Origin of the sequence: Haloprofundus salilacus (genome assembly GCF_020150815.1) — an archaeon.
Lineage (GTDB): Archaea > Halobacteriota > Halobacteria > Halobacteriales > Haloferacaceae > Haloprofundus > Haloprofundus salilacus.
In genome coordinates this window covers 2,926,967-2,945,116 of the sequence record NZ_CP083723.1, presented here as the reverse complement: position 1 = coordinate 2,945,116, position 18,150 = coordinate 2,926,967, and the positions used below count along the sequence as shown (strand labels likewise).

Sequence of the window (18,150 nt, the reverse complement as noted above, 5' to 3'; positions counted from 1 at the left end):
CCGCCGAGCGGTGAGACGTCTACTTCCACCTCGGTCCCGACAGTTTAAACCGGAGGACGCGCCAACCCCGAGTAATGAAGACAGCGGAGCTTTCCGGCCTCCCGTCGGGCGTTCCCGACTTCCTCCGCGAGGAGGGCATCGAGGAACTCTACCCGCCGCAGGCCGAGGCGGTCGAGGCGGGTGTCACCGACGGCGAGAGTCTCGTCGCCTCCATCCCCACCGCCTCGGGGAAGACGTTCATCGCCGAACTGGCGATGCTGTCGAGCGTCCAACGAGGGGGAAAAGCGCTCTACATCGTCCCGCTTCGGGCGCTCGCCTCCGAGAAGAAAGCCGAGTTCGAACGCTTCGAGCGGTTCGGCGTCGATATCGGCGTCTCTACGGGCAACTACGACTCGACGAGCGAGTGGCTCGCCACCCGAGATATCATCGTCGCCACCAGCGAGAAAGTCGACTCGCTCGTCCGCAACAACGCCTCGTGGATCTCGGAACTCACCTGCGTCGTCGCCGACGAGGTCCACCTCGTCGACGACCGCCACCGCGGGCCGACGCTCGAAGTGACGCTCGCCAAATTACGGAAGATCAATCCCGGTCTGCAGGTCGTCGCGCTCTCGGCGACCGTTGGCAACGCCGGGGAGGTCGCCGACTGGCTCGACGCGAGCCTCGTCCGCTCGGACTGGCGACCCATCGACCTGAAGACGGGCGTCCACTACGGCAACGCCATCAACTTCGACGACGGGAGTCAGCGCGAAGTGCCAGTCGAACGCGGCGAGAAACAGACCGCCGCACTCGTCGCCGACACCTTGGAGGAAGGCGGATCGTCGCTCGTGTTCGTCAACTCCCGGCGCAACGCCGAAGCGGCCGCGAAACGCCTCGCCGACGTGTCCGATGCGGCGCTCACGAAAGAGGAGCGCGACGAACTCACGGAACTCGCCGCCGAGATTCGCGATGTTTCCGACACGGAGACGAGCGCCGACTTAGCGCGTACCGTCGCCAAGGGCGCGGCGTTTCACCACGCGGGTCTCGCGCCCGACCATCGGAGCATCGTCGAGTCGGCGTTCCGCGACCGACTCATCAAAGTGGTGAGCGCGACGCCGACGCTCGCCGCCGGGGTTAACACGCCGAGTCGCCGCGTCGTCGTCCGCGACTGGCGGCGCTACGACGGCGAGTTCGGCGGCATGAAACCGCTGAACGTGCTCGAAGTCCACCAGATGATGGGTCGCGCCGGGCGACCCGGCCGCGACCCCTACGGCGAGGCCGTGCTCCTGGCGAAGAACGCCGACGAGATGGACGAACTGTTCGAGCGCTACCTCTGGGCCGAACCCGAACCCGTGCGCTCGAAACTCGCGGCCGAACCCGCGCTGAGAACGCACGTGCTGGCCACCATCGCCTCTGGATTCGCCAGCAGCAGAGAGGGACTGCTGGAGTTCCTCGACCGGACGCTGTACGCGACGCAGACCGACGACGAGAGTCGACTCGAACAGGTGACCAATTCGGTGCTCCGGTATCTGGAGGTCAACGAGTTCGTCGAACGCGACGGCGACACCCTACGGGCGACCGGCATCGGCCACACCGTCTCCCGGCTCTACCTCGACCCGATGAGCGCCGCCGAGATCATCGACGGACTCCGAGAGTGGGAGCGGAAAGGCGGGAGCAAGAGCGGGAAGAAAGCGAGCGAGGCGACCGAAGCGGACGAGATGGGCGAAGCGGTCGACGCCGGGTTCGTCTCCGCGAGCGACCTGCGGCGCGACAATGCAGAAGCGGATCCCGAGACGACGGGCGACGCGCCCAAACCGACTGCGCTCGGCCTCTACCACCTCGTCTCCCGGACGCCGGACATGTACCAACTCTACCTCAAATCCGGTGACCGCTCGACGTACACCGAACTCTGCTACGAGCGCGAGGGGGAGTTCCTCGGGAACGTTCCCTCCGAGTACGACGACGTCGCCTTCGAGGACTGGCTCTCCGCGCTGAAAACCGCAAAACTGCTCGAAGACTGGTCCAAAGAGGTCGACGAGGACCGCATCACCGAGCGCTACGGCGTCGGTCCCGGCGACATCAGAGGGAAAGTCGACACCGCCGAGTGGCTGCTGGGCGCGGCCGAACAGTTAGCGGGCGAACTGAATCTGGGCTCGAACATCGCCGTCCGCGAGGCCAAAAAGCGCATCGAGTACGGCGTTCGAGAGGAGTTACTCGACCTCGCGGGCGTCCGCGGTATCGGCCGAAAGCGCGCCAGACGGCTGTTCGAAGCGGGCGTCGAGAGTCGCGCCGACCTCCGCGAGGCCGACAAATCCGTCATCCTCGCGGCGCTGCGCGGGCGGCGAAAGACCGCCGAAACGGTGCTCGAAAACGTCGGTCGACGAGACCCCTCGATGGACGACGTGGAGGCCGACGAGTCGGCCGCGCCCGCGGAGTTCACGCCCGCCGGCGGAGCAGCCTCCGCGTCAGGCGGAGAAAGCGCGGACGACGACCAGTCGAGTCTGGGTGATTTTGGATGAGACTCGTCGAGGGCGTCGTCGACGTTGAGGACATCGACGCCGTCGTCGCAGCGCTCGGCGACGTCGCCGAGGAGTACGGGACGACCGTGCAAGCGTTCGACGCCCGGTACGTCGTCGACCGCGCGCACCTCGAACGGGCGGTCGAACTCGCCGACCGAGCCATCGCTCGCGGCGAGAACGTCGCGCATGACCGCGCCGTCGAGATTCTGCTCTATGCGGCTGGACGACGCCAGATCGACCAGGCGTTCGAGATGGGACTCGAGGAGGGCCGCCTCCCGCTTGTCGTCCTCGTCGACGGCGGCGCGGAGTCCACGGCCTCCGAGGCGGTGACCGAGACGCTGGCTTTCGACGGCGCATCCACGCTCGGAAACTACGATAGAGAACGTCTCTTCGAGTTTTTCGACCTCACGGACCGAGAGCTGTCGGCGACGGAGGGGACGCTCTCGGACGCCGTCCGCGAACGGGTCGCGCTGCTGGACGTCGAGAAGTGATTGTAAAGGATTTCGGTTTCGGACAACCCCTTCGTTTCGACTGGAGATCGACAGACTTCGCGGAGGTGATTTGGTAGAGTGTCCGGAGAGACCGCGGGAACTACACACCGTAGACCCCGTTCGCGTCGCCGACGAACCTACCGGAAAGCGACGCCAGCGAACGACAGTCGTATCCCGGTTGCCGAAGTACTGACCAACGAGTCAGTTATGCACTCGACGAACCTGTCTCTTCTCGGAGGTCGGCGCCCGCAGTGAAGCGCCCGCAGACGGTCGTTCTCGCGGTCATCGCCAGCACGTTCTTCGTCGGATTCGGCGGCGGCGTCATCTTCCCTATCCTTCCGAATCTCGGGACCGTCCTCGGCATCTCGCCGTTTCTCGTCGGCCTGATTCTGAGCGCCAATCGGTTCGCTCGCATCGTCGCGAACGCCCCGGCGGGGGCGCTCGTCGACCGAATCGGCACCCGGAAGCCGTTCGTCGCGGGCCTCTTCGTCGAGGGGGTCGCCACCCTCGGTTACGTCGTCGCCGTCGAGTCATCGGTGCCCGAGTTTTGGTTTCTCCTCGCGCGTGTTCTCTGGGGACTCGGAAGCGCCGCCGTCTTCGCCACGGCGTACACTATCGCTGCGGACGTCAGCGACGGCAGTTCCCGCGGCACGAACATGGGCGTCGTCCGCGGCGGTATCACGCTCGGATTCCCTGCTGGCCTCATCCTCGGCGGGGTCGTCAGCGACACGTACGGTGTTGAAGCCGCGTTCGTCGTCGCAGCTGCGTTCGCACTCTTCGCGGGCGTCATCGCCTACTGGAAGGTTCCGGAGACGCACGTCACGACCGAGCGGTCGACGAGCGCACCGTGGGAGATCGACACGAGTACGCCCGCGCTCACCGTCGGATTCGTCAACTTCGGACTCTTTTTCGCCTATCTCGGTGCGCTGTTTGCGACGCTCGTCCTCTTCATCGACGTCAACGGAATCGAGCTCCTCGGTTACGGTCCGCAGGGGGTTTCGGGACTACTGATGGCCGTGACCGTCGTCTCCGCCTCAGTGTTCATGCTCGCCGGCGGGAAAGTGAGCGACGACTACGGCGCTCGCGTTCCGGTGCTTCTCGTCTTCCTCGTCGTCTCCTTCGTCGGTTTCATACTCCTATCGCGGGCCTCCTCGATGCCGACGCTCGTGGTTTCCTGTGTCTGCATCGGCGCGGGACAGGGCGGCACCAGCGGTCCGCTCATGGCGCTTCTCGCCGACCTCACGCCGAGCGATCGGATGGGCCGGGCGACAGGGACGAACAACGTCCTCGGCGACCTCGGAGGTGGTATCGGCCCGATGGTGTCGCTGCCGCTAGTCGAGACGGTCGGCTTCGAACCGGTGTACGCCGCCTGCGCCGTGATTCCGCTCCTTGCCGGGTTTGTCCTTCTCGGTGGTGTCTACGCGAAGACGGGGAGTGTGAACCCACAGACGGAATGAGATATCAGCTCTTCGATAGAATGCATCCTACAGACAGAGTCAGTAATTAGCACAATAGACGCCGTCTTTTCGCGTCGAATCTACTGAATTAGCGGGTGTTTCCTGTACGGCGTCAACCTTAGATAGATCTGAAGCCAAATAGAGTCGATGAGTAACCATGAGCACTGACAGAGTTCTGAGACTAATCTCTCGTACTATCGATGGAGTGGAAGCGCTAGTCAACATCGAGTCAGGTGAGATCTTCATCGACGTACCCGCCACGACCCCACAGTACATCCGTGTCGAAGAAGGCGACATGATCCAAGAAGGGGACATCCGTTCACGAACGGAGAAGGAACTCGAAGCTCCGACCCTCAGAAAGTGGACAGTAGAACAGATTGGACGGAACACAGTCGTCGGGACAGATTTGGAGACAGGTGAGCAGCACGAATGGGAGCGTGAGTCGCTCGAAAAGCAACTTGCGATCGGCGCCCTTAGCACGAATCTCACGAACTTCGACCGGATAAACGTTACCGGAGAGGCGAAAGGGTCGAATCACGAAGGACAGACAGGTGAGGAATCTATCGTCGTGATCCTTTACGGAAACGATGGTCGGAAATTCACTCAGACGTACCGCGTTATCGATGACGAGTCCGACGGTGACGAACGTCATGTTGAGCTGATGGAATCTGATGAGCGTGTCGAGATGTTCGAACCCGACCTCCGGAAGCGGTTTGATCAAGTGGTCGAGCATACGCTGGAAACCGAAGGATACGCAGTCTGACCCTCGCTTTCACTCTTCACGCTCATAGCTGCAGATTTAGCTTTCGATGGCACAGCATTAGTGTAAAATACCGCACTTCATTCAGTACGCTCGAAGGAACCTCCTCAATCGCTAGTAAACGACCACGGGTCGGGTGACCCGTGGCTTTTCTAGTTCCCTCAGCTTACGTCGTAAGCACTCCACGCGAAGCGATTTCGCGGGATGAGGATGGGCGGTTTACAGAGCGCCCCGACCCGGACAGACGCACCAACCGAACCTGTGGTTGGGTTTTGTGAGTCCGGTAATTAACTGATTCAATATCAATGCCAGCGTGTTTAGCCAACGCTCGCCACGCCACATTCACGCTCGCGTTCCGGTCAGCATGGTCTTGCTCAACCGCACACGAATCATTCGTACACCGGAACCGTCGCCCCTGACGGTGGCCTCGATGACCACAGCACGAACACGACTTCGAGTTGTACGGCGACTCAACTGCCTCACACGGAATCTGGTTCCACGTTGCTTTGTAGCGAACCTGTTGTTCGAACTTGTGGAACGGTAGTTTGTGCAGACGACGGTTCATGTACGTGCCGTACTTGATGGCGTCTCGAATCCCGCTCAAGTCCTCGAACACGATAACCGGGTTCGAGAACTGTTGTGCGAACTCAACCACGACTCGGGACATTCGGTGAAGAATCCACTCGGTGTAGCGTTCTTCTTTTTCACCGAGTTGGTGGTGGATAGAGTGTTGGCCGTGTTCTTGACAGCGTTTCGTGATGGTGTGGTAGCGTTGGCGTTCGGCTTTCACCGAGCCGTAGTCAAGCAAGAGGGTTCCGAGCGTGTCCATCGTCTCACGAGTAAGAGCGGTGAGAGCGATGTTGCGCTCGTTAATATCGACACCGATGAGTGTGTCAGCGTCTTCAGGTTCAGGTACTTCAACCTCGGTTTTGACCGTGACGTGTAGGTAGTACACGCCATCGCGGTACAGAAGTTCGGCCTGCCCCAACGACCATTCGTCCCCCGTCAAGGCTTTCTCAATCAACGAGAGGTCGTCCGGTCGCCCTCGAAGGTGTCCTTTCACCTTCTTGTACGGCTTCGGACTCACACGGAACCGAATACGGTCGGCCTCGTCGTCGTAGGTGAGGCGATAGCCTTCGGTGTGAGCCATAACGAGTGGGTAGGTTCCTTTCTTGTCTGTGGCTGGTGGCGACGGTTTCCCGACGTTGGTGTCGTCTTGGTTGTGCCACCAGTTGAGGAGTTCTTTGTAGGAGTCCCACGCTTGTAGGGCTTTCCCGACGACCGCACACTTGTTGTTCCGAAGGAATCCATCCCGGTCAACTTCCTTCTGAATCTCGGTCCGGTTGTAGCCTTGCTGTTTGAGACGGAGTGTATCGTTGGAGATGTCTCGTGCGGTGTAACGGGCATCTTTGAGCCACGACCGCTCACCAGACTCTATACAGAGTCGGGTGCGTGCGGTCTTTGTGACTTCTTCGATACCCATACCTTGACTATCAAATCAAGTGATAATAAAAATAGAGATTATGATGGGAGAACACCGGAGTCGTGCACATTCGATTAGTTTGTGTAAATATCATTTCGTGTGGTGTCCCAAGTCAAGCAAAGCGAAGCTTTGCGTACCTCGCGGAGCTTCGCTCCGCTTAGTATCGACACGGGATGTTGAAGTTAGTTCGAGACGAACTTTCGGAGTTGTTCCGAGGGACTGCCGAGCGGTTCGGCCACGAAATTGTGTCGATGGAGATTGCTAACGACCACGTTCACTTGTTTGTGGAGTCCGACCCGAAATGGAGTCCTGCCGAGATCGCGAAGCAATTCAAGGGATACTCGGGTCGAAAGATTCTGAAGCGTCACCCGGAAATCAAACAGCGGTACTTTTGGGGAAGCGGTCTGTGGAAGGACGGATACTACGTCGGGACAACTGGCGCGGTTTCCGAAGATGTGGTTCGTCGGTACATTGAGGAGACTGAACATTAGGAGAGCGCACGCGATTCACCCACGGGTCAGGTGACCCGTGGAACTCTCGCTGTATTTTTTAGAAGTAGAGTGCTGAAGACATCCTCTCTCTTCAGCAGGTATCTGCTGACAGTATCTGAGTAGGTTTCAGCGACTGTGCTGAATACAACGCGCGTATTGTTCAAAGAGAACCGGCAAAGTGGCTGACCACCCGGTTGAACTGCTTGGGTTCCTCGAACTGTGGACCGTGGCCGCTCACCTCGAACAGTTCGACCCTCGCCTCGGGCACGAGGTCCGCGACGTAACGGACAGCGTCAACGCTTCCTCGTGTCTCTGCAGTGCCCGCGCAAACCAGCATGGGGACGTCGATCTCGGGGAGGACGGATCGGTAATCCCGGGTATGGGTATCGAACAGAATCGTGCTTTGGATCGGGGGTGGCGTCCGGGAAATCTCGTCGTACTGGAGGGTTTTCGTCTCGGCTGTGGGGTCGGCGAAGACCTGCTGCGTGAAGTGTTCAATGAGGCCAGGTTGGTCGGACTGGGCGAGTTCGACGAGGCGCTGCACGTCCTCCAGGCGAGCGAGGCCGTAGTCGTAATCCTCCCACTGGAACCTGGTAGCTTCGATATCGATATCGACCAATCCACGAATCCTGTCGGTACCAAACTGATTCACGTAGTCCCACGAGACGAACGCGCCCATCGACCAGCCGACGAGGACGACGTCCTTAAGATCACGCTGGTCGAGGAAGGCGTGGAGATCTTGGGCGTACTGCGGAACCGTGTGTCCCGTTTCGGTTTTCTCCGACCGGCCGTGTCCTCTGAAATCGAACGCGATCACCCGATAGTCGTCCGACAGGCCGGCCAACTGTGGTTCGAAGAACCGGAGCCCGTGCAACACGCCGTGGAGCAAGACGATCGGGTCGCCCTCGCCATACTCCTCGTAATAGAGATTTGCCCCGTTACACTGGATGACTGGCATACCATTGGGATACAACGGGCGTTTGGATAGCTGTTCTTGGTGAACATACGCTCTATATCCAGCACGCAGGTTCTGACAATATCTGAGTAGGTTTCAGCAACCATGCCGAATAGATAGCGGTTATCTCACACAGGGCAACGAGCAATTCTGCGTGACATTCTGCTCAAAAACGGGTAGCCTAATCTTCAGCTCGGATTTCTGTATCCGAAATGATGTCTTGAACTCCACCCCATTGCATTGCGGGCATTAGTCTTGAAGAGAGACTAACTCGCCGTCTTGGTTCCTCGACTGTATGAATTCACCACAGGCCAGACACATGACTAGCTTCATACCTCTCTTTGGACCGTCTCGGTGACACCCCCCTATAGCTCTTCGATCTTTTCCACTCTGGGATGCCCACGGTAGCTGATTGTGTGGGTCCGAGCGTCGTAATCGATGATGCCGGCAGCCGCCAGCTTCGGTAAGTCGACGTGGTGGAGTCGTACCAGGGTACGCTCATGCGACCGAGCGTCCTCTCCATCACGACGGTCAACGAGGTAGTCCGCGAGGTCCTCAAGCGACGCCGTCTCCCCGGGAGTGCCGTCGAAGTAGTCGAGCACCGCCCGACGATCCTCGTTCGCTAACACGGAGTACAATCGGTCTATCATTGTTAGTTCTCCGTTCGCCTCGTTTGGTGAGGTGGTCATCGCGTCACTAAATGGTATCAGACCACTCCGAGTAAGGCCGTTTGTTGTCCAAACCACTCTTTTAAATCCTCTCGTGAATCATCAGTCCGATTCCACCGCTGAGGTGAGCAAGGCTTCGGATAACACTTGCTTCGACCCCCGACGAATCCGGCTCGAAATGGCCTGTTGAGAAATCCCGAGTTCCTCGGCCAGTTCGTTCAGCGAGACTTGGCTCGGTGTATCGAAGTACCCACGCCGAAGCCCCAGAACGAGTGCTTCCCGTTGTTGCTGCGAAAGGCCGAACTGGTGTCCGATATCGCTTCGCTCGGTGAGGGTATAGCTTCGGTCGATATGGATGGTTATGTCGTGCTCGGTACAGAAATTGTAAAATTGTGAGAGGGCGTCATGGTTCGGGAACCGGAGCCGGAACTCCCACCCTCTGTTGCCATTCGCTTCAAGGATTACGCCTCCAGTTTGATTGATACCCTCCAATAGACTGTGTGGTTCGTCTGTCCACTCAACGCGGTACAGCACCTCGTCGTCCAACTGGTCGAGAACGACGAGTTCGGCGACGCGCTCGCTCCCCTGGACCCGATCTTCGAACGCCTGGTAGTTTTCCCCCCGCACCCAGAGGAACGGGATGACCGACGAGCCGGTCGGGACGATCCGTTCGAGTTCGATGTGCATACCGGGCGGATCAGAAAGCACCTGACCGAGGATGAATTCCTCGTCAGCGACGGTGAACTCAACAATGACACTCATACTGGGTTTCCCTATGGCACCTACGGTGGTAGGTGTACTGCCGGAGGGTATCAGTCTCGCTTGCAGACAATCCTTTTGCTAAACAGCTCCTCTCATCTGTCATCGATTGAGGGCTTCAACAGAGCCACAGTTCAGTATAACCCAGAGAATCGACTATCGTCGAACGCGTCGAGACCACTTTATTCATAAACGAGAATGTACACTTCTAACGTGTCTCATAGTCCCTAAACAGTTAGCCATATCACTAATACTCGAAAAGCGACTACTCAGTAGTGGCGAGTGACGCCCGCCAGCAATCGCTCGCTGGTAAGCACCTCAAAAGGTGGTGTGTCAGACCTGAGAGGGAGCGCAGTGGTGTGTCAGAACCTACGTCTTCTCTTAGGGAGGTTGATAAATCCCCTATGCGTGGAGAGCCATCTGTTTGATATAAATCTGGTTAAATGTGTCCTTATTTGCCACTTTTGGGAGTATGCTCATCTGTAGCTGGTCAACGACCCCACCCTACTTCGCTCACCCTGAGGGGTTCGCTCGTCGAGGGTGGGGCTTGTCCATGAACTCGGCCTCGAACCCATCCGGGTGGGCGGTAAATCCGCCGCTCGGCGTCACCGTTCCAGACTTCAGGGCAAGCTGACTGTTGCCCGTCCGCCGAGACGACTGTTGGCCCCGACGGACATACCGCATACCGATATTCTTCGCCGCGTTGTAATCCGCGTTCGCTTCCGACCCGCACTTCACACACTGGAAATCGTTGCGAGTCGGACGATTCTCATTCGCCGTGAATCCACACTCGGCACACCGCTTCGACGTGTACGCCGAACCGGCCTGTTTCACCGAAATGCCTTCCGCTTCGCCCTTGTACTCCACCTGTTCGTAGAGCGTTCGGAACGCCCACTTGTGCCCCCACGATGCGCCGGTTCGGTCGCGGATGTGGGTTAGGTCCTCGAACGCAATCACGTCACAGTCGTAGCAGAGTGCTTCCGCGACGATGGCGTTCGACGCCCGGTGAAGCACATCGCGGACGTAGCGAAGTTCGCGGCCACTCGACTGTTTGAGCGTTCGGTGGGCATTTCGTGTCCCGGTCTGTTGGAGTCCGGCGCGTACCTTCTCAAACTCGCGAAGGGTGTGGGTTAACTCCCGCCCGCTGAAGAAGTAAGCGGTACTTGTGACGGCAAGGTTTTCGATACCGAGGTCAACCCCGAGGACCGTTCCGTCCTCGGCGGTGTTCCTCTCAGCATCGTTCTTGTGTCTGCGGAAGCCGATATGTAAGAAGTAGTCGCCGTCACGGGCGGTGAGCGTACTTTCAGTGACGCTCCACGTGTCTGAGTCGAGGTACTGCCGTTGGTAGCCATTGTTGGCGTCGGGCAGGGCGAGTGGACACCGGACGCGACTCTCCGTTGTGGAGAGCGACACCGTATCGTCATCGAACAGCGTCATGGTCCGGGTGTCGTACTTCACCGTGGGTGCGGTGAAGGTGGGCTTGCTCACCTTCTTGCCTTTCGAGCGGCGTTCGAGACAGCCGGTGATGGCTTGTGCGGCTTGGTGGGTGGCGAGAATCGCGTGCTGACTGCCGAGGTCGGTGTGTTCGCGCACGTCGTCGTAGGCGAGGGGCTGTACGTCGCTCTTGGCGTTGCACTTGCCCCACGCCATGTCCGTGGCGAGTTGGCAACCACGCTTCCACTCGGAGATTGTCTCTTTGAGGGGATCGCGTTGCTCGTCAGTGACTTCGAGACGAGTGATTGCCGTTCGACGCACGTAGTCGTCTGCCACAGTTTCAATGTAGGTGTGTTGCTACTTATAGGCTGGTGTTTGTGACCTATACGAACGCGCTCCTCCCCTCCCTACCGCTCGCTTCGCTCGCGCTTGAGGAAGGGGACTCCGCGCTACCGCATCAGTTGAAGTCCCATAGTCGGTCTCGAACCCTCCCGACTCCGGATCAAGCCGGTGCATCCTCCACCCGTCACGATCTACTCGGACCTACAACTCAAACAACGTGAGCTCTGTTGAAACCCTCAATCAGTGATAGATTTCTGCGGGCGTGCTGAATACAGCGCGCATATCGTTCACTAGCGGACCGACGCTAGCACACTAGTTCCTTGGTTAAATAGTGCATCCTGTTCAACTCCTGCAGATGGTTCACGAGGTGACGTTATGTGACTGGTTCACGTGGTAGACTGTGGGTCAACCAGCCCATGGCAGACAGAACGTCGATAGACCTTCAGGATTTCTCATCACAATCGAGGTGTTATTAACACATCGAGGAGTCACCATGCCTAACACCACACAACCCCTTACCGAACTGCTCGAGTATCCACTGTTTCAGGCCATTTTCGGGCGACGATCTCGCCGGTTCGGTCTTGGTTTGTCAATCCTCTCGGGGCCGCTGGCATTCGAATCTGACGCTGACCCCCTTCCATTATCCGACCTCGAGCAATCGGTCCTCGTCACCGCTGGGACCGGGGTGAGCGGGTGGCACTACGGGATTCCGTTCGGCCCGCATCGGCCGGACGAGCACACCGACTTCTCGGTCCGGTTGACCGGTCGAACAGCACCGACGGCGGCTGGGATTGGCACCCCGGTCCTGTTTTATACGGACGACGACGGCACGTACCTGACGAACACTCGAAACGTCGAACCGAACCGGCTCCGCGAGGCAATGGACCTCGAAGACGACGTCGAACGCATTATGGCAGTGGCCAGAGCGCACACTGAGAAACTCGCCGACGAGCGAGTGGACATCCCCGCCGAGTCCGGCCACATCCTCGAACCGAACCACTGGTGGACAAACACGCCGGGGTCAACGCTGTTCATGCCCGTCGGTGACGCCAGCGAAGAGATGCTGGCGCTCCTCTGTCTGTTCGTCGAGAACGGCTACGTGATCATGGATGATGGCCTCGGTAATCAGGCCGGCGACCTCGAGCCGTACATCGAGTCAGGGTTGTTGGACGCCGATAAGGCGTTTCCGCTGTCCTTCCTCGAACGCGCCACCTGGGAACAGAACTGTGCTGAGTTAGCCTTCATGGCACACAACATGGTACTTACCATGCAGGCGATGGGACTAGGCGGGTTGTACTTCGCCGGGATCAACGAGCTGAGCCTGTTTGGCGCTCCGATGCGCGACGATCTCGACGGGCTTGGGTTCCGATTCGTCGACAATGAGGACTGGACTGCACCAAACCCAGTGGGCCTCGACGACCGGTTTGAGGGACTCTGTCCGCCGTACTACCCGGACATGCACGCGGCGGTCGACGAACTCGTCGAACGGAAGTTCGGTCCGGGTGGCACCTACGACCCATCGACATCCGGTCCGTGGAAGGACAGCGATGCTGTGAAGCGCTCGATCGAGCCGTACGACGAAGAGACGGTCGAGTGCCTCGGGGAGATCGCCCAGTACGTCTACGACAAATACGGGAAGTTCCCGGGGACAGTGCCGACGATGGTGCTACCCGGTTGTGTCCAGGCACACCATATTGACACGGACTACTACGACGCGCATTTCAAAACCGGTGCGTATCTCGAAACCCACGCCGAGCACATGCAGCGGTGGCACAAAGAGGAATCCCTGTCTTGATCGCCTCTTATAATCAGGGACGATTACACGGAGCTGTTACCTATGAACAGCGGGAGAAGATGAGATTCTCCCACCATATGCTCCACAACCCGGTCATTGATGTCGACGAGGATGCTGCTGGAACGTGGTACACCGATATCCCCTCGGTAATCAACGGGGAAGCCGTTTAGATACACGAAACCTACGAGTGTGATGATAGCATTCAGGCAGAACGCTCAGCAGTTACTGAATACAAGGCGCGAATGTAGCTCCGCTCATATCTTCGGGTTGAGGACGCGCCACAGGATGCGAGGGGAGAATAGTGTCGTCGGGGGCTGTTCCATCATGAGCACTTTGACGAACACTTCTCGGAGTACGCGGTCGTCGTGGGCCCCACGCAACAGGTGGGAGATGTACCTGTTGGTCAGATCGGTACCGCGAGGCTTCGGGCCCTCGGTTTGCGGGAATGTGAAGTCCCCGCCGACGGACAACGTCCAGGCGACGTCGATGATGTCTTTGGTCCTATCGAAAAAGCGTCGGGCAAGATCCTCGCAGCTCCCGTCCGCGAGCGCGTGATGCAGCACCAACGCCTCCAAGGCCGCCACCGACATCCCCTGTCCGTAGATTGGATTGAAACTGGCGAGTGCATCACCCACGACGAGCAGACCCTCCGGAAACCGCTTTAGATCCTCGTAGCGCCGGCGGATACTGGTCGGGAACGGGTAGTGTGCGATATCCTCGGATAGCCACGTCCGCGTGTCGAGAAGCCGTTCGAAATGCGGGACGGGAAGGTCCGCTGCGAACTCGATCAGTCCTTCCTCGTCCGTCGGCGGATGATTGCCGTGCAGGCCGAACAAGGTCACGAGCCGTCCACCGTCTTCAACCGGAAATGTCGAACCGCCACGGCTGAGTTCGGGCGATGGGGCCGCCAGGATCATTTGCCGGTCGTTGACGGGCCGTTCGATGTGCGCCGTACTGTAGGCCATATCGACGCGGACTTCGTCGGTTTTCGGCGGGTCATAGTCGTGCGCCCGCAGCCACGTCGGTGTCCTAGACGTCCGACCGGTCGCATCGACGACCAGATCAGCACCCAGTTCCTCCGAGTGACCTTCCGCTGCAGTGACAGCGACTCCCATCACGGTCGTTGCGGATTCATCGACGATGTAATCGGTCCACTGACACCGCGATCGAAACGTGACGGCGTCGAGGTCGGCAACGCGTCGTCGAACTACTTGTTCGAAGAGTGGTCGGGTGGCAAAATACAACGGGAACTGTCGGGTTCCGTTGGCGAGGAAATTGCCCTCTTGATGGTGCATCACGTCGCGCGAGCCGTCGAGTATCACCCCGCCTCTCCTGGCGAGCGCTTCACCGAATCCGGGAAAGAGATCCTCGAGGGTTGCACGCCCCGCCTCGAGCAGCAGATGAACGTGTCGGTCCTGGGAACGCCCCGGCGAGCGAGCGGTTCGACCGGGGTTGGATCCCGCTCGATTACGGTTACCTCTCGATACCTGTCCGCAAGGACCCGGGCTGTGAGGAGACCGGCCATACTTCCCCCTATCACGACCGCCTCCCCCTCCGTGGGAGGGTTTCGAATGGGATGATATCTCCGAACCGTCGCTAATGTCATATTAGCTTCCCTAGTAGCGGCGCGGTGTGTTAAGCATTGTCACACACCTTTTTAGCATGGTTCTATCACTGTTATCCATATTTGCTAGACTTCTCGGCGGTACGTTCACAAATCTACAAATCCAGCGGTCGTGCTGAATACAACGCGCGCATCGGTCACCGACCCGGCCTCAATGTGGGCTAATCAAGTCGCTCGGTACAGGGTAAGCGTGTATCACCCGTTTGTTCCGATGTCACTACTCGACCCCGCGTCAGTGCGAATGTGATATTTCGAGTAAACGAGGGGGTTAATCCACGAGCCCTCCATTTTTGCCATGAATCCCGTCAATGACCCAAGAAATCCAAACAGTCTCGACCGAAACAGCATTACGGGTAGTGGCAGATCCGTGTCGGCGGTCAATCCTCTCCCAGTTGATCGACACTGAGGAGACCATGGTTACAATTAATGCCCTCGTCGATCACATCTCTCCCGAGAACCCTCCTCCGAAGACCACTGCAACTCACGCTGACTCCCTTCTCATCGACGTACAACACATCCATCTCCCGAAACTGGAGGATGTTAATTTGATCGAGTACAACCCGCATACGAAGATGATTCGATATAACTCGAACGAGCGCGTCGAGAGGGTGCTCCGATTCGTCACCGAAGAGCTAGAATAGAAGCTCGAAATCGTGGGTGCCTTTTTACCCACCCCGAGTCAATTGTTACCATGGTGAGTTTCGAGGAGGAGCAGGCTGTAGCCGAGGCGCTCGACCGATTGCAAGATCTTGGGCTCTCTAAGTACGAATCTCAAACGCTCATCAATCTCGTACGACTCGGGACGGGAACCGCACAGGACATCACACGAATCAACGGCGTCCCCCGGACTCGCGTGTACGAATCGGCAGAGCGACTCCACGAGTTGGGATTCGTCGACATCCAGCACACGACACCGCGAAAGTTCACCGTAATCTCCGAGGAGACGATCATCCGAATGCTCAACACCAAACGCGAGAACACGATTACCGAACTCGCGGAGTGTCTGGAGGAGATCGGCCCCGCCCAGCCACAACGCGAACAGTTCGGCGTCTGGACGGTCACTGGACGGGAGGCGGTGTCATCCCGCGTTGAGGAGTTCATCGCCGACGCTGACGAGCAGATCATCTACATGACTATCGACGAATTGCTTACCGACGAACAACTCGACAGGCTTCAGGCTGCTGCAGAGCGCGGTGTCGAGATCTACTTGGCGGGGATTTCCGAAGAAGTCCAGGAACGTATCCAGGAAACGGTGCCGGAAACCGAACTATTCGAGACCCTCTGGGAGTGGGAGGAGACGCCCGCTGGAAGCCTGCTGATCACGGACGAAGAGACGGCGCTCGTGAGCGCGCTCGTAGACGATGTCTCCACTACCGAAGAGATCGAGGAGACGGCGATCTGGGGTGCTGGCGACCGAAACAGTCTCGTCGTCGTCCTGCGGGCGATTTTCACCTGGCGACTCAACGGGAACCAGCCGTTGTAAGGCCATCCTGTTGTTTACTCAATTAATCACACTACACTCTTGTTTCCCGATCCCGTGCGAAGAGTATGGTCGCAGAACAAGATGGTGCGGGTCAATCTGCCGAGGCACGCGATCCATTATTCTGCCGAAAATACGATTGGTCAGCTACAGCGGCGAGTATGGCTACGCTCACTGCCCTCGGAACAGTCGAAGAGGTCGATCCGGTGGAACTCTCCGATGTTTTCGGTACCACACTGTACAACCACGTCGATCCCGAAGCGCTAGACACGCTTGTCGCTGGCGAAGAACGCGTCAACCTGTCGTTCTCGATCGACGATTATCGGGTGCGGATTGACGGTGAGGAGTTGACGATTAGTCACCAGTGAGGTCGCTAACGATCTCCTCGCGGTCAGTTCGCACTCCTACCTAACTATTAGTTCGGCTCCGGGTGTCGAAATAAACAGAGTCTCCTTGATGAATACACCCTCTGTATCCAGCACGCGCTCCGGACAGCGATCGGGAGTTATACTACGATCTAACGCGCAGAAAGCATTTACAACACTAACTAAAGTCTGGTGTAATGGCCTCCAGACGCGCATATCTCACGACCCTCGCAGCCGCCGGTCTCGCTGGCTGCGTTGGCAACTCGCCCGGCGTGACGTCCGATACATCCTCGCGTCCCACAGTGACTATCTGGTCCTCGATACGGAATGTTCTGTCAGGGAAGGCCTCCTGGAACACCTCAACGTGGTGGCGGAATCCTTCGAATCCTCGCGCTTCCTCGTGTGTGAGCGACTCGTCGGATAACGGATCGTGGTTGAGGACATCATCGGCGATCAGGTCCGAGAGCAGTTCCGTCCTGCCGCCCTCCACAACGTCTTTGTAATACCGGTGCACGATCTCCTTGTTCTCGTCTTGAGTAGTCATGATTACCAACAAACAAATACGCCCCAGTGGCACCACTGAAATGACGACTACCGATAGAAGTCGGTGCCCTTTCGAGAGCGTAACCCGTGGCATTTCGACGCACACAGAGATGACACGCATCGTGCGCTGAATGCATCCTCTGTAGTCAGCACGCGATTCTTGTCCGCTTCAGAGGGCTTCAACAGAGCCTCCTCGTTCTAACCCAGACAGTCTCGGTCTCCAACGCAGGTACTGAGCGTTGACGCACGCGTCTATGCCAGAGAAGTCGTGTTTTCGAGAGAGCTAAAATAGACTCATCTCGAGGTTGCGAAAGTAAGGAAAATAGTCCCACACGGATTCGAACCGCGGTCGAAGCCCCCAGAAGGCTTCAGGATTGGCCACTACCCCATGGGACTTTTGGACATTCGTCAACTCGACGCGTTGGTCGGTGACTCAGTCAGCATCTCTCCGTTGCGCGCTGATGCATATGAGTGTTGCGAAGTCACGTAATGGGGTGTAGAGACAGACACACACGGGCCAACGGTGCTTGGAAAGTCAGCTCAGACGAGAGGTAGTGAGTTAGTCGTCGTCAGCGGAAGCGTGGGTGGGAGTCAAACTTCGAGTTCCAGGTTGGTTTACGTGTCCAGTAGCGCTTTCGGACTCACCCTCGTCGAGTGATTCGCTCTCACTTTCACCCGTTCGTTCGTTCCCACTTCGGCCTCGTTTCCAGCTGCTACTTCGGTTACGGTGGTGGAGTTTCCGATGGCAGTTCGCACAGAGGAGTTCGCATTTTTCGATTTCTTCGCGGAGGCGGGCCTTTCCGTAGCCGTAGGTGATCATTTTGCTGATGGATTTCTCTTTCGTATCGGGTCGAGATGGTGAAATTTGAGACAGTCTGGATGATTTTCAGAACAGCGCGCACAGCCGCTGGAGGCGGCTTTGTACTCCTGGACCCAAGCGCGGATACAGTCACGACGGCGGAGTGTGCGGGTAGTGTTCTGTTCACAGTTGCGGTAGTGCCAGCGTTG

At 58.3% G+C, this 18,150-nt stretch carries 16 protein-coding genes, 1 tRNA gene and 1 pseudogene; 9 read left to right on the top strand and 9 right to left on the bottom strand.

The window, feature by feature from the left end; all coding sequences use genetic code 11:
• The first annotated feature begins 74 nt into the window (after positions 1-74).
• The 4 genes from LAQ58_RS15225 (at position 75) to LAQ58_RS15210 (ending at position 5,206) form a co-directional block, all read left to right on the top strand.
• Complete coding sequence (locus tag LAQ58_RS15225; RefSeq protein ID WP_224448287.1) at positions 75-2,495, top strand: ATP-dependent DNA helicase; 2,421 nt, start codon at positions 75-77, stop codon at positions 2,493-2,495.
• On the top strand, positions 2,492-2,986 hold the full coding sequence (cgi121, locus tag LAQ58_RS15220; RefSeq protein ID WP_224448286.1) for a KEOPS complex subunit Cgi121: 495 nt from the start codon (positions 2,492-2,494) through the stop codon (positions 2,984-2,986). Before LAQ58_RS15225 ends, cgi121 begins: the two co-directional genes overlap by 4 nt.
• Positions 2,987-3,237: 251 nt before the next feature.
• Entirely contained in the window at positions 3,238-4,443 is a 1,206-nt protein-coding gene (locus LAQ58_RS15215) for an MFS transporter (RefSeq protein WP_224448285.1), read from the top strand.
• A 157-nt stretch (positions 4,444-4,600) separates the two neighbouring features.
• The gene (locus tag LAQ58_RS15210) at positions 4,601-5,206 is read left to right on the top strand and encodes a hypothetical protein (protein ID WP_224448284.1); all 606 of its coding nucleotides are present in this window, start codon (positions 4,601-4,603) and stop codon (positions 5,204-5,206) included.
• A 163-nt stretch (positions 5,207-5,369) separates the two neighbouring features.
• Here LAQ58_RS15210 and LAQ58_RS15205 read toward each other — a convergent pair whose 3' ends face one another.
• Positions 5,370-6,686, bottom strand: a complete 1,317-nt coding sequence (locus LAQ58_RS15205) for an RNA-guided endonuclease TnpB family protein (protein WP_224448283.1) — start codon at positions 6,684-6,686, stop codon at positions 5,370-5,372.
• Positions 6,687-6,729: 43 nt separating this feature from the next.
• Here LAQ58_RS15205 and tnpA point away from each other — a divergent pair.
• Positions 6,730-7,177 (top strand): annotated as a pseudogene (gene tnpA, locus LAQ58_RS15200) (IS200/IS605 family transposase).
• Between the two features lie 160 nt (positions 7,178-7,337).
• Here tnpA and LAQ58_RS15195 read toward each other — a convergent pair.
• The 4 genes from LAQ58_RS15195 to LAQ58_RS15180 form a co-directional block, all read right to left on the bottom strand.
• Positions 7,338-8,135 (bottom strand): alpha/beta fold hydrolase, encoded by a 798-nt coding sequence (locus LAQ58_RS15195; RefSeq protein ID WP_224448282.1) that lies wholly within the window; start codon positions 8,133-8,135, stop codon positions 7,338-7,340.
• A gap of 362 nt (positions 8,136-8,497) precedes the next feature.
• Positions 8,498-8,782, bottom strand: a complete 285-nt coding sequence (locus tag LAQ58_RS15190; RefSeq protein WP_224448281.1) for a DUF7344 domain-containing protein — start codon at positions 8,780-8,782, stop codon at positions 8,498-8,500.
• A gap of 120 nt (positions 8,783-8,902) precedes the next feature.
• Positions 8,903-9,562 carry a helix-turn-helix domain-containing protein gene (locus tag LAQ58_RS15185; protein WP_224448280.1) on the bottom strand — a complete coding sequence of 220 codons (660 nt, stop codon included), beginning with the start codon at positions 9,560-9,562 and terminating at the stop codon, positions 8,903-8,905.
• A 510-nt stretch (positions 9,563-10,072) separates the two neighbouring features.
• Entirely contained in the window at positions 10,073-11,329 is a 1,257-nt protein-coding gene (locus LAQ58_RS15180; protein ID WP_224448279.1) for an RNA-guided endonuclease InsQ/TnpB family protein, read from the bottom strand.
• A gap of 406 nt (positions 11,330-11,735) precedes the next feature.
• On the opposite strand from LAQ58_RS15180, the gene LAQ58_RS15175 reads away from it, so the two are divergent.
• Positions 11,736-13,130, top strand: coding sequence for a hypothetical protein (locus tag LAQ58_RS15175; RefSeq protein ID WP_224448278.1), 1,395 nt, complete (start codon positions 11,736-11,738; stop codon positions 13,128-13,130).
• A 254-nt stretch (positions 13,131-13,384) separates the two neighbouring features.
• Here the strand turns inward: LAQ58_RS15175 and LAQ58_RS15170 are convergent, their stop codons facing one another.
• A complete protein-coding gene (locus LAQ58_RS15170) occupies positions 13,385-14,452 on the bottom strand; it encodes an NAD(P)/FAD-dependent oxidoreductase (RefSeq protein WP_224448277.1) in 1,068 nt (355 codons plus the stop codon).
• A complete protein-coding gene (locus tag LAQ58_RS19145; RefSeq protein ID WP_425490668.1) occupies positions 14,449-14,655 on the bottom strand; it encodes a hypothetical protein in 207 nt (68 codons plus the stop codon). Before LAQ58_RS19145 ends, LAQ58_RS15170 begins: the two co-directional genes overlap by 4 nt.
• 407 nt (positions 14,656-15,062) lie before the next feature.
• Between LAQ58_RS19145 and LAQ58_RS15165 the strand changes: the two genes are divergently transcribed.
• The 3 genes from LAQ58_RS15165 (at position 15,063) to LAQ58_RS15155 (ending at position 16,602) form a co-directional block, all read left to right on the top strand.
• Positions 15,063-15,395 carry a DUF7344 domain-containing protein gene (locus tag LAQ58_RS15165; RefSeq protein WP_224448276.1) on the top strand — a complete coding sequence of 111 codons (333 nt, stop codon included), beginning with the start codon at positions 15,063-15,065 and terminating at the stop codon, positions 15,393-15,395.
• 50 nt (positions 15,396-15,445) lie between these two features.
• Positions 15,446-16,237: a TrmB family transcriptional regulator gene (locus LAQ58_RS15160; RefSeq protein ID WP_224448275.1), complete on the top strand. Its 792-nt coding sequence runs from the start codon at positions 15,446-15,448 to the stop codon at positions 16,235-16,237.
• Positions 16,238-16,302: 65 nt separating this feature from the next.
• Positions 16,303-16,602: a HalOD1 output domain-containing protein gene (locus LAQ58_RS15155; protein ID WP_224448274.1), complete on the top strand. Its 300-nt coding sequence runs from the start codon at positions 16,303-16,305 to the stop codon at positions 16,600-16,602.
• A gap of 175 nt (positions 16,603-16,777) precedes the next feature.
• Here LAQ58_RS15155 and LAQ58_RS15150 read toward each other — a convergent pair whose 3' ends face one another.
• Positions 16,778-17,143 carry an ester cyclase gene (locus LAQ58_RS15150; RefSeq protein WP_224448273.1) on the bottom strand — a complete coding sequence of 122 codons (366 nt, stop codon included), beginning with the start codon at positions 17,141-17,143 and terminating at the stop codon, positions 16,778-16,780.
• A 322-nt stretch (positions 17,144-17,465) separates the two neighbouring features.
• Positions 17,466-17,538: transfer RNA gene (locus tag LAQ58_RS15145), tRNA-Gln, on the bottom strand.
• Positions 17,539-18,150 lie beyond the last annotated feature (612 nt).

Bases quoted from the DNA above. Each gene is read 5' to 3' on its own strand.
- LAQ58_RS19145 (WP_425490668.1), bottom strand. From the start codon at position 14,655: ATGGCCGGTCTCCTCACAGCCCGGGTCCTTGCGGACAGGTATCGAGAG.
- cgi121 (WP_224448286.1), top strand. From the start codon at position 2,492: ATGAGACTCGTCGAGGGCGTCGTCGACGTTGAGGACATCGACGCCGTC.
- LAQ58_RS15160 (WP_224448275.1), top strand. From the start codon at position 15,446: ATGGTGAGTTTCGAGGAGGAGCAGGCTGTAGCCGAGGCGCTCGACCGA.
- LAQ58_RS15150 (WP_224448273.1), bottom strand. From the start codon at position 17,143: ATGACTACTCAAGACGAGAACAAGGAGATCGTGCACCGGTATTACAAA.
- LAQ58_RS15210 (WP_224448284.1), top strand. From the start codon at position 4,601: ATGAGCACTGACAGAGTTCTGAGACTAATCTCTCGTACTATCGATGGA.
- LAQ58_RS15155 (WP_224448274.1), top strand. From the start codon at position 16,303: ATGGTCGCAGAACAAGATGGTGCGGGTCAATCTGCCGAGGCACGCGAT.
- LAQ58_RS15195 (WP_224448282.1), bottom strand. From the start codon at position 8,135: ATGCCAGTCATCCAGTGTAACGGGGCAAATCTCTATTACGAGGAGTAT.
- LAQ58_RS15225 (WP_224448287.1), top strand. From the start codon at position 75: ATGAAGACAGCGGAGCTTTCCGGCCTCCCGTCGGGCGTTCCCGACTTC.
- LAQ58_RS15205 (WP_224448283.1), bottom strand. From the start codon at position 6,686: ATGGGTATCGAAGAAGTCACAAAGACCGCACGCACCCGACTCTGTATA.
- LAQ58_RS15190 (WP_224448281.1), bottom strand. From the start codon at position 8,782: ATGATAGACCGATTGTACTCCGTGTTAGCGAACGAGGATCGTCGGGCG.
- LAQ58_RS15185 (WP_224448280.1), bottom strand. From the start codon at position 9,562: ATGAGTGTCATTGTTGAGTTCACCGTCGCTGACGAGGAATTCATCCTC.
- LAQ58_RS15165 (WP_224448276.1), top strand. From the start codon at position 15,063: ATGACCCAAGAAATCCAAACAGTCTCGACCGAAACAGCATTACGGGTA.